Source organism: Nonomuraea sp. NPDC003804 (genome assembly GCF_040610675.1).
In the GTDB taxonomy this organism is placed as follows: Bacteria; Actinomycetota; Actinomycetes; order Streptosporangiales; family Streptosporangiaceae; genus Nonomuraea.
In genome coordinates this window covers 46,866-56,971 of sequence record NZ_JBEXMT010000048.1, presented here as the reverse complement: position 1 = coordinate 56,971, position 10,106 = coordinate 46,866, and the positions used below count along the sequence as shown (strand labels likewise).

At 70.1% G+C, this 10,106-nt stretch carries 6 protein-coding genes; 1 reads left to right on the top strand and 5 read right to left on the bottom strand.

The window, feature by feature from the left end:
• The coding region (locus ABZX22_RS42085; protein ID WP_354921883.1) for a HAMP domain-containing protein at window positions 1-2,494 on the bottom strand (2,494 nt) is incomplete at its 3' end.
• Between the two features lie 120 nt (window positions 2,495-2,614).
• Between ABZX22_RS42085 and ABZX22_RS42080 the strand changes: the two genes are divergently transcribed.
• Window positions 2,615-4,147: a SpoIIE family protein phosphatase gene (locus ABZX22_RS42080; RefSeq protein ID WP_354921881.1), complete on the top strand. Its 1,533-nt coding sequence runs from the start codon at window positions 2,615-2,617 to the stop codon at window positions 4,145-4,147.
• Here ABZX22_RS42080 and ABZX22_RS42075 read toward each other — a convergent pair.
• From ABZX22_RS42075 to rho, 4 genes are all read right to left on the bottom strand, one after another.
• A complete protein-coding gene (locus tag ABZX22_RS42075; RefSeq protein ID WP_354921878.1) occupies window positions 4,144-5,646 on the bottom strand; it encodes an APC family permease in 1,503 nt (500 codons plus the stop codon). The genes ABZX22_RS42080 and ABZX22_RS42075 overlap by 4 nt on opposite strands.
• A gap of 83 nt (window positions 5,647-5,729) precedes the next feature.
• Window positions 5,730-7,505: a prolyl oligopeptidase family serine peptidase gene (locus ABZX22_RS42070; protein WP_354921875.1), complete on the bottom strand. Its 1,776-nt coding sequence runs from the start codon at window positions 7,503-7,505 to the stop codon at window positions 5,730-5,732.
• A 120-nt stretch (window positions 7,506-7,625) separates the two neighbouring features.
• On the bottom strand, window positions 7,626-8,636 hold the full coding sequence (locus ABZX22_RS42065) for a putative RNA methyltransferase (protein WP_354921872.1): 1,011 nt from the start codon (window positions 8,634-8,636) through the stop codon (window positions 7,626-7,628).
• Window positions 8,637-8,832: 196 nt separating this feature from the next.
• Complete coding sequence (gene rho, locus ABZX22_RS42060) at window positions 8,833-9,963, bottom strand: transcription termination factor Rho (protein ID WP_354921869.1); 1,131 nt, start codon at window positions 9,961-9,963, stop codon at window positions 8,833-8,835.
• Between the last annotated feature and the right edge of the window lie 143 nt (window positions 9,964-10,106).

Genomic DNA, 10,106 nt, shown 5'->3' with positions numbered 1-10,106 from the left:
CGACGATCTGCGCGGGCGTGGACTGGCTGAGCCCGCTGTCGATGGTGATGAACCCGGCCGGCACGTCGTCGAGGACTATCGGCCGCCCCTCCACCGCGGCCTGGCCGACGATGCCCTCGCCGAGGGCGAACCGCTGGCGTGGCGAGCGGTCGGGCCGCACGCCGTAGCCGCCGATGAGGATGAGGTCGTGCTCCGCGACGCTGTTGTCGACGCCGTAGAAGGCGCCGAAGCGGGCCGAGACGAGCGGCGTCAGCTCGCTCATGATCAGCTTGGCGACATCCATGAGGTCGCGGTGACCCTGCATGAGGCGCGAGATGCGGGCCAGGTTGGACTTCAGCCAGTCCTGTTCCTGGTTGGCCTGGGTGGTCTCGCGGAGGTTGGCCACCATGAAGTTGACGTTGTCCTTGAGCTCGGCCAGCTCGCCCTGCGCCTCCACGGCGATCGAGCGGGTCAGGTCGCCCTGGGCGACGGCGCTCGTCACGGTGGCGATGGCGCGCACCTGCGTCGTCAGGTTGCCGGCCAGCTCGTTGACGCTCTCGGTCAGGCGCTTCCACGTGCCTTCGAGGCCCTCGACCCTGGCCTGGCCACCGAGCTGTCCTTCGGTGCCGACCTCGCGGGCGACGCGGGTGACCTCGTCGGCGAAGGACGACAGCTGGTCGACCATCTTGTTGATGGTGGTCTTCAGCGCCAGGATCTCGCCCTGGGCGTCGACGTCGATCTTGCGGGTCAGGTCGCCGTTGGCGACGGCCGTGGTGACCTCGGCGATGTTGCGCACCTGGTAGGTCAGGTTGTTGGCCATGAAGTTGACGTTGTCGGTGAGGTCCTTCCACACCCCGGACACGCCCTGCACCCGGGCCTGGCCGCCGAGCTGGCCTTCGGTGCCGACCTCGCGGGCCACGCGGGTGACCTCGTCGGCGAAGGACGACAGCTGGTCGACCATCGTGTTGAGGGTGTCCTTGAGCTGGAGGATCTCGCCCTGGGCGTCGACGGTGATCTTCTTGGTGAGGTTGCCCTGGGCGACGGCGGTGGAGACGGCGGCGATCTGGCGTACCTGGTTGGTCAGGTTGTTGGCCATGAAGTTGACGTTGTCGGTGAGGTCCTTCCACACCCCCGACACGCCGCGCACCTGCGCCTGGCCGCCGAGCTGTCCCTCGGTGCCGACCTCGCGGGCGACACGGGTCACCTCGGAGGCGAACGACGACAGCTGGTCGACCATCGTGTTCATCGTCGACTTGAGCTCGAGGATCTCGCCCTGGGCGTCGACGTCGATCTTGCGGGTCAGGTCGCCGTTGGCGACGGCCGTGGTGACCTGGGCGATGTTGCGCACCTGGTAGGTCAGGTTGTTGGCCATCGAGTTGACGTTGTCGGTGAGGTCCTTCCAGACGCCGGAGACGCCCTTCACCTCGGCGCGACCGCCCAGCTTGCCCTCGGTGCCGACCTCGCGGGCGACGCGGGTGACCTCGTCGGCGAAGGACGACAGCTGGTCGACCATCGTGTTGAGGGTGTCCTTGAGCTGGAGGATCTCGCCCTGGGCGTCGACGGTGATCTTCTTGGTGAGGTTGCCCTGGGCGACGGCGGTGGAGACGGCGGCGATCTGGCGTACCTGGTTGGTCAGGTTGTTGGCCATGAAGTTGACGTTGTCGGTGAGGTCCTTCCACACCCCCGACACGCCGCTGACCTGCGCCTGGCCGCCGAGCTGTCCCTCGGTGCCGACCTCGCGGGCGACACGGGTCACCTCCTCGGCGAAGGCCGACAGCTGGTCGACCATCGTGTTGACGGTGTTCTTCAGCTCGAACATCTCGCCGACCGCGTCGACGGTCACCTTGCGGCTCAGGTCGCCCTTCGCGACAGCGGTCGTCACCTCGGCGATGTCGCGCACCTGGGCCGAGACGCGCGACGACATCGTGTTGACGGCCTCGGTCAGGTCGCGCCAGCTGCCGGACATGCCCTTGACGTTGGCGGCGCCGCCCAGCCTGCCCTCGGTGCCCGCCTCGCGGGCCACCCTGGTCACCTCGCTGTTGAACAGCGACAGCTGCTCGACCATGCCGTTGATGGCCTTGCCGAGCCGCCTGACCTCACCTCTGGCCGAGCGGTCGAGGTCTATCCTGCGGGTCAGATCGCCCTTGGCCACGGCGTCGATCACGTCGGCCGCTCCGGTCACGGGGCTGACCAGCGCGTCGATGAGGGCGTTGACGGACTCGACGCTCTCCGCCCACGACCCCACACCGGGGCCGGGGGTCAGCCGCTCGCCGAAACGCCCCTCCTTGACCACTTCCTTGCGCACACGCGTCAGCTCGTTGCTGAGGTGCTCCCTGCGGTCCGCCACTTCGTTGAGCAGCAGCCGGATCTCGCTCAGTATCCCGGGAGGGGCATGCGGGACCCGGCGGCGGAAGTCACCGTCGCGCCATGCGAAAAGCGTCTCGAGGACGGGGACGAGGTCGGACTCTGAGTACGTCCTCTCTTCCGCAGCAGGCGCGGTCTTGGCCGTCGTCATGGGGTCTCCTCCACTCCCGGGGTGCCGCCGTGAGTGATGCAAGTCTGTCACGATGAGTCGCTCGTAGTCCTGTCCTTGGATTTACCCCAAGTCAATGGGAAGTGTGGTAGGCACGGAACGATGACTGCTTCTTCCCGTGCGGTTCTCGCGGCCACCTTCGCGCCAGGCGAGACCGCTGTCCCCTCCGCGAGAAGGTTCACCCGTGAGGTGATGACCGCCTGGGCCGCCTCTCCCGTGCTGCCTGTGGCCGAGCACCTGGCAGAGGAGCTGGCCGCGCAGGTCGCCGACGCTCCCTTCGAGATCGTCTGGAAGCACTGCGGCGACGCCGTGCAGGTGGAGTTCAGGCAGCGGACCGCTCCCAACGGGGACCCGAAAGGCCCCTCCGTGGATGTCGAGGAATGGGGTATCACCTTCGCGGGCGATTCCCGTGTCCATTGGGCAAGGCTCACGCTACCCGGCTCGGCGGACCGGGTGGCAGCCGAATGGGCGGAGGAGACCTCCAGGGGCCCCCACTGGCTCGGTTTCCTCGCCGACGCCAGCGACCTTCTCGCCGGCACCCTCGATCCCGACATGGTGCCCGCGATCATCGCGCAGATCGTCGTGCCGAGGCTGTCGGCCTGGTGCGCCGTCTACACCGCCGACACCACCGGGCCGCGCCGCCTGGCCTACCTGTGGCACGCCGACGAGGCGCGCATCGACGGCCTGCGCGAGCGGCTGAGCGAGCTCACCGTCCCCGACAGCACCTCCGCCAGCCTCCAGCTGGCCGACTCGCAGGTGCTGGCGGTACCGCTGACCGCGCGGGGGCGCTCGCTGGGGGCCATGTGCCTGGGCCGTCCCGACCGTTTCACCGACGAGAGCATCCAGCTCGCCGAGGACATCGCCCGGCGCGCGGCGCTGGCCATGGACAACGCCCGCCTGTACGCCCAGCAGGCCGCCGCCAACCGGGCGCTGCAGCGCAGCCTGCTGCCGCCGAGCGAGCCGGAGGTGCCCGGGCTCGACTACGGCGTCGTCTACGAGCCCGCCGGCGAGGCCAACGAGGTCGGCGGCGACTTCTACGACCTGTTCAAGGCGGGCGACGAGTCGTGGCGGTTCGCGATCGGCGACGTCTGCGGCACCGGCCCCGAGGCCGCCGCGGTCACCGGCCTGGCCCGCCACACCCTGCGCCTGCTCGCCAGGGAGGGGTACGGCGTGGCCGCCGTCCTCGGCCGGCTCAACCAGGCCATCCTCGAGGAGGGCGAGCGCGCCAGGTTCCTCACGCTGCTCCACGGCGACATCACTCCTGTCGAGAGCGGCCTGGAGGTGCGCCTGGTCTCGGCCGGCCACCCCGAGGCGCTACGGCTGAGGCCGAGCGGCGTCGTCGACACGGTGACCACCCCGCAGTCGCTGCTCGGCGTCTTCCCCGAGGTGGTGTTCGAGGCGGACACCATCCACCTCGACCACGGCGACGTGCTGCTGGCGGTGACCGACGGCGTCACCGAGCGGCGCTGCGGCGGGCGCCTGCTCGATGACGACGGCGGCCTGGCCAAGCTGCTGGCCGAGTGCGCGGGCCTGTCGGCCAGGGCGGTCGCCGAACGCATCCGCAGGGCGGCGGCCGACTTCGCGCCCGAGCTGAGCGCCGACGACCTGGCGATCCTGGTGCTGCGCGCCCGCTAGTCGCGCTCGACCGTGTCCTCCAGCACGATCCTGCCGATGACCTCGTACTTCTGCGGGTCGCGCGCCTTCAGGTACAGGGCGGTCGCGACACCGAGGACCGCGACGCCCACCACGATCCACGGGATCGCGGTGAAGAACCCGCTCTTGGCCGCCTCGCCCGCCGCCGCCTCCTGGTTCTGGAACAGCAGCAGCACCACGTACGCCATGGCGAGCCCGCCGGCCAGCGGGGCGATCAGGGTGCGCCAGACGTTGGCCGTCTCCGGGTGCTTCTTCTTGACGTGGAAGTAGCCGATCACCGAGAACGAGCAGAGGGTCTGCACGATGAGGATGGCCAGCGTGCCCAGCACGGCCAGCAGCGTGTAGATGTGGACGTAGGGGTCCATGCCGGCGAAGTGGAAGGCCAGGACCAGCACCACGGAGATCGCCGACTGCACGAACCCGGCGATGTGCGGCGAGCCGTGGACGGGGTGGGTGGCCCCGAGAGTACGGCCGGTGCCGGGGATGAGGTTCTCCCTGCCCAGCGCGTAGAGGTAGCGGGCGGCGCAGTTGTGGAAGGCCATCGCGCAGGCGAACGACCCGGTCAGGATGAGGATCTTGAACAGGCCGACGGCCCACGGGCCGAGCAGCTGCTCGGTGGGGTTGAAGAAGATGCCGGCGAACTCCTTGGCGGCGATCTCCGGCGCCTTCACGCCGTTGGCCGCGACCGTCATCCATGAGACGAACGTGTAGAACAGGCCGATGCCGATCACCGAGACCAGCGTCGCGATCGGGATGATCTTCTTGGGTTCGCGCGACTCCTCGCCGTACATCGCGGTCGACTCGAAGCCGACCCACGACCAGAAGCACATGAACAGCCCGAGGCCGACCGCGCCCGCCTGCAGGCCGGTGGTCCGGAAGGCGTTGGCGGGGTTGAGCGTGGCGGCCATGAGGCCGTCGGGGCCGCCGCCGTTCAGCAGTGTGACGATCGCCACCAGGCCGAGCATGAAGATCTCGGTGATCAGGAAGACGCCCAGGACCTTGGCCGTCAGGTTGATGTCGAAGTAGGTGAGGATCATGTTCAGCGCCAGGCCGAGGAAGGCGAACCACAGCCAGTGGATGTCCACCCCGGCCAGCGACTTGAAGGTGTCGTTGGCCGAGTAGGCGAAGAAGCCGATGATCGAGGCCTCGAAGACCACGTAGGCCATGGTGGCCAGCAGGCCCGAGACCATGCCGACGACCTGGCCGAGGCCGTGGGAGATGTAGCCGTAGAAGGCGCCGGCCGCGGTGATGTGCTTCGACATCGCCGTGTAGCCCACGGAGAAGATCGTGAGCACGGCGGTGGCGAACAGGTAGCCGGCGGGGACGCCCAGACCGTTGCCGAAGCCGACGACGATGGGGACGTTGCCGGTCATGGCGGTGATGGGGGCCGCGGTCGCCACGGCCATGAAGATGACGCCGACGAGGCCGACGGCGTCCTTTTTCAGACGGTTGACGCCGTGGGTCTCAGTGGAGGTACTCACAGATTCGTGCCCTTCGGCTGGGGGGTGGCGTGATGCTGGCAGCGGCCGAGGGCGACATTCAAGGCGAAGAAAGAGGCAACCTATTACGCTGTGTCAGTTGTGAGTCCGTGTTTGCGGATGAAATTGAGCATTATCGCCATCTGGTCGATACGTTCGGCGACGACGAGCCCGCCGCGACCGGCGTCGTAGTAGTGGACCTCGTGCTCGCGGCCGAGTTCGGCCAGGCGGCTCACGTACTCCTCGAGCTGCCGCAGCGGCGAGCGCGAGTCGTTGACCCCGGCGAGGATCAGCAGCGGGCGCTCGACCTTCTCGACGTAGGTGATCGGCGAGCTGTCGTGGTAGCGCTCCGGCTGCTCGTCGGGGGAGCCGCCGAGCAGCGACCGCTGCAGGGCGCGCAGGCCCTCGACGTGGTCCTCGTAGGCGGTGACGTGGCTGGCGATGGGGGCGACCGCGATGCCCGCCGCCCACAGCCGGGGCTGAACGCCGAGACCGAGCAGGGTGAGGAAACCGCCCCACGAGGTGCCCGCGAGCACCGTCCTGTCCGGGTCGACGACGCCCCGGGAGACCACCCACTCCCTGACCGCCGCCACGTCGGCCAGCTCGATGTGGCCGACGTCGCCGCGCAGCGCGTCGCGCCAGGCCGAGCCGTACCCTGTCGAGCCGCGGTAGTTGACGCGCACGACCGCGAAGCCGGCGTCGACCCACGCGGCGACCTCGGGGGAGAAGGTGTCGGCGTCGTGCAGGTGCGGGCCGCTGTGCAGCAGGAAGACGGCGGGGAAGGGGGCCGAGCCCATCTCGGGCCTGGAGACCAGCGCGTGGATGCGCCCGCCTGGACCGGAGACGTCGATGTCCTCGACGGGCACGCTGGTAGGGGCGGCGGGGCCGATCGCGTTCATGACCACGTGGCCGCTGCTCGACCGGATCACCGGTGGGCGGGAGGCGCTCGACCACGCGTACTCCACGTGGCCGCCCGGCCTGGGCCTGGCCGCGCCGATCACGCCGTGAGGCGTGTCGATCAGGGACATGCCGCCGCCGCCGAGGTCGTAGCGGTGCAGATGGGTACGGCCCCGGTCGTCCCTGACGATCAGCAGGGCGCGGCCGTCGTCGTACCACTCGGCGGTCAGCTCGCCGGGGTCCTTCAGCCAGATCTCGCGCTGCTCGCCGGTCTTCGGGTCCCAGACCAGCGGCTCGTGGCGCCGGCGGCGTTCGTGCAGGGTGAGCAGGCGGCGGTCGCCGGGGAGGGGGCCGAAGCGCAGGCCGATCACGCCCCTGCCGGGACCGTCGGCCAGCTCGCCGACCACGTCGCCGTTCTGCTTGAGCACGCGCAGCGCAGGGTGCCGGAAGTCGCCGTGCTCGCTGTGGTTGAGGGCGACCAGCTCGCCGTCGAGCGACATGTCGGTGACCCAGGAGGCCTCGGAATGCTCGTAGAGCAGTCGGGCGGACTCCCCTGGCCGGACCAGGTAGGTGCTGAACGTGCCGGCGCGGGCCAGGCTGACGGCCGCGAGGCCGGTGGCGGACAGCGCGATGCCGCCGGGCTCGCTGGGCGGCAGGTCGGGGGCGATGACCTCGTGGACGCCGCCGGCGAAGCGCTGGCGCATCCAGACGCCGAGCTCGTCGCGGTCGCTGCCGGCGAACCAGTAGATCCAGTGGCCCGTCGGGTCGAGGGCGGCGTGGCTGGTGCCGTACGGCTGGTTGGTGACCTGGCGGGTGATGCCGGTCGTACGGTCCCACGCGTAGATCTCCCACACGCCCGAGGCGTTCGAGCGGTAGAGGGAGCGGTTCGGCGCCTGGCGTGCCCACTCGGGCAGCGTCATGCTGGGCGCCCGGAACCTGGCCTGCCAGCGTTCCTCCGCCTTCATCCGCTGCCTCCCCCTCCTCAGTTGCCGTCCAGTATTGCGTCTGGGTGGATGAAATACCTGAGGAATGTGAGGGAATTTCGGACTAAATGCCCCATCAGTAACATGAGTCCCGGAGGTGCGTCAAGGAATGGGCCTTGATTGAGGGGGTGCGGTGAAGATAGACAGGCGAAAACTCGCAATTGCTGAGGTCCATTCCGGAAATTTCCGGATTTGGTGGTGGAGGTGGTCGGGGTCCTTGTGCCACGCGCTCGGACCCATGCCCACCGCCAAGCCGACATCTTCCCGCGTCAGCGACATCTCGAACCTCACCTCCCGCCTGCCCGTCTCCTCGAAGCCCCGCAGGCTCTCGGCGACCCGATGCTCCTTCGCCTCGTCCACCGACAGCAGGCCCAACTCTCGCACCAGCGGGCTGAGGTGGTCGCCTGCCGGGATGACCACGATCAGGTGGCCGCCCGGTCGCAGGATTCTGGCGAACTCGGTGCCGTTGCGCGGAGCGAACACGTTCATCACCACGTCGGCGACCGCGTCCCCGAGCGGCAGCGGCCGCCACGCGTCCGCCACGAACGCGCCCGCGCGCTCGTGCGCCCTGGCCGCCCGTTTGACCGCGTGCTTGGAGATGTCGAACGCGATGCCGGTGGCACGGGGCACGGCGTCGAGCACCGCCCCGAGGTAGTAGCCGGTCCCCGCCCCCGCGTCCACGATCACCGGCGCGCCGGCCCCCGGCCCGCCGGCGGCGTAAGGGTCGAGCGCGGTCGTGCCTGCTGGACCGGCGGATTCCCGGCCCGCGCCGTGGTTAGGGTCGAGCGCGGTCGCGTCCGCCGGACCGGCGGACTCGCGGCCCGCGCCGGCGTTCCGGGACGGCGTGGCGGGCGCGAGACAGGCCGCCGCGGTCTCGGCGAGCGCCCGGGCCAGCGGCGCGTAGTGCCCCCTGCCCAGGAAGTCGGCCCTGGCCGCCACCATGGCGGAGCTGTCGGCCGTGCCGGGCGCCTGCGACCCGGTCAGCAGGCTCACGTATCCCTGCCTGGCCACGTCGAAGGCGTGCCCATGCCCGCACCGCACGGCCCCCGCGTCGAGCCGCACCCCTTCACGGCAGACGGGGCAGCGCAGGTGTTCGACGATGTCAGCCAGCATCCCCCCATCATCGCGGGTCAGCCGCATGCCCGTGATGCCCGGGATGCCCGGGATGATCGTCCGTGCCTGGACTCTCCCGGCGCCCCGACGGTCAACCGTCCTGCTGTGGACGTGCGCCGTCCCGCCGCCCCGCGGAGGAGCGGTCTTTCCCGGCGGTTCCGGGAAACGCGCGACCTACGTGCGGCGCCGGTGAGCGTCAGGCGGATTCGGCCAGTGTGAGGAAGGCGGCGTTCGACGGGGTCTCGCGGAGCCGGCCGACCAGCAGCTCCAGGCCCTGCTGCGGGTCCAGGCCGCCGAGCATGCGGCGCAGCCGCCACACCACCTGCCGCTCGGCGGGGTGCAGCAGCATCTCCTCGCGGCGGGTGCTGGACGCTCCGAGGTCGACGGCGGGGAACAGCCGGCGCTCGGCCAGGGCGCGGTTGAGCCGCAGCTCCATGTTGCCGGTGCCCTTGAACTCCTCGAAGAAGGAGTCGTCCATGCGCGAGCCGGTCTCGACGAGCGCGGTGGCGAGGATGGTGAGCGAGCCGCCGTCCTGGAGGTTGCGGGCGGCGCCGAAGAAGCGCTTGGGCGGGTAGATGGCGCCGGCGTCGATGCCGCCCGACAGGACGCGCCCGCCGGCCGGCGCGAGGTTGTTGTAGGCGCGGCCGAGCCTGGTGAGCGAGTCGAGCAGCAGCACGACGTCCTGGCCCTGCTCGACCAGGCGCTTGGCGCGTTCGAGTGCCAGCTCGGCGACCGCGACGTGCTCCTTGTCGGGCCGGTCGAAGGTGGAGGCGGCCACCTCGCCCGCGATGGTCTGGCGCATGTCGGTGACCTCTTCGGGTCGCTCGCCGACCAGGACGACCATGAGGTGCGTGTCGGGATGGTTGCGGGAGACGGCCGCGGCCAGCGCCTGCAGGACCATGGTCTTGCCGGCCTTGGGCGGGGCGACGATCAGCCCGCGCTGGCCCTTGCCGATGGGGGCGAACAGGTCGACGACCCTGGTGGTCAGCGACTCGGTCTCGATCGTCAGCCGCTCCTCGGGGTGGACGGGGGTCAGGTCGGCGAAGTGGGGACGTTCGCGCCAGTCGGCGCGGCCGTTCACCTGCTCGACGGAGACCAGCTTGGCGCCCGCGAGGGTGGCGGTCACCTGGTCGCCGGCGCGCAGGCCGAGGTGTTTCATCCGGTCCAGCGGCAGCCGTACGTCGTCGGGGCCGGGCCGGTAGCCGGACAGGCGCAGGAACGCGCTCTTGTCGCGCACGTCCAGCAGTCCGGTGACCTGCCGGGCGGGTGCGGCGGCGGTGCGGGGGCGGGGGACCGTGGGAACAGAAGACACGGTGGAAACAGACATGATGAACCCTCCTCGAGGGCACGCCTGGAAAAACGCAGGCGGTGGGTGAGAGAACACGGGACGGGCCCTCAGCACGGGCCCTTCAGGGAAATCAGCGGAGCAGGTAGACGCTCAACGCTGGTTCGCAAGATATCACAGTCAAC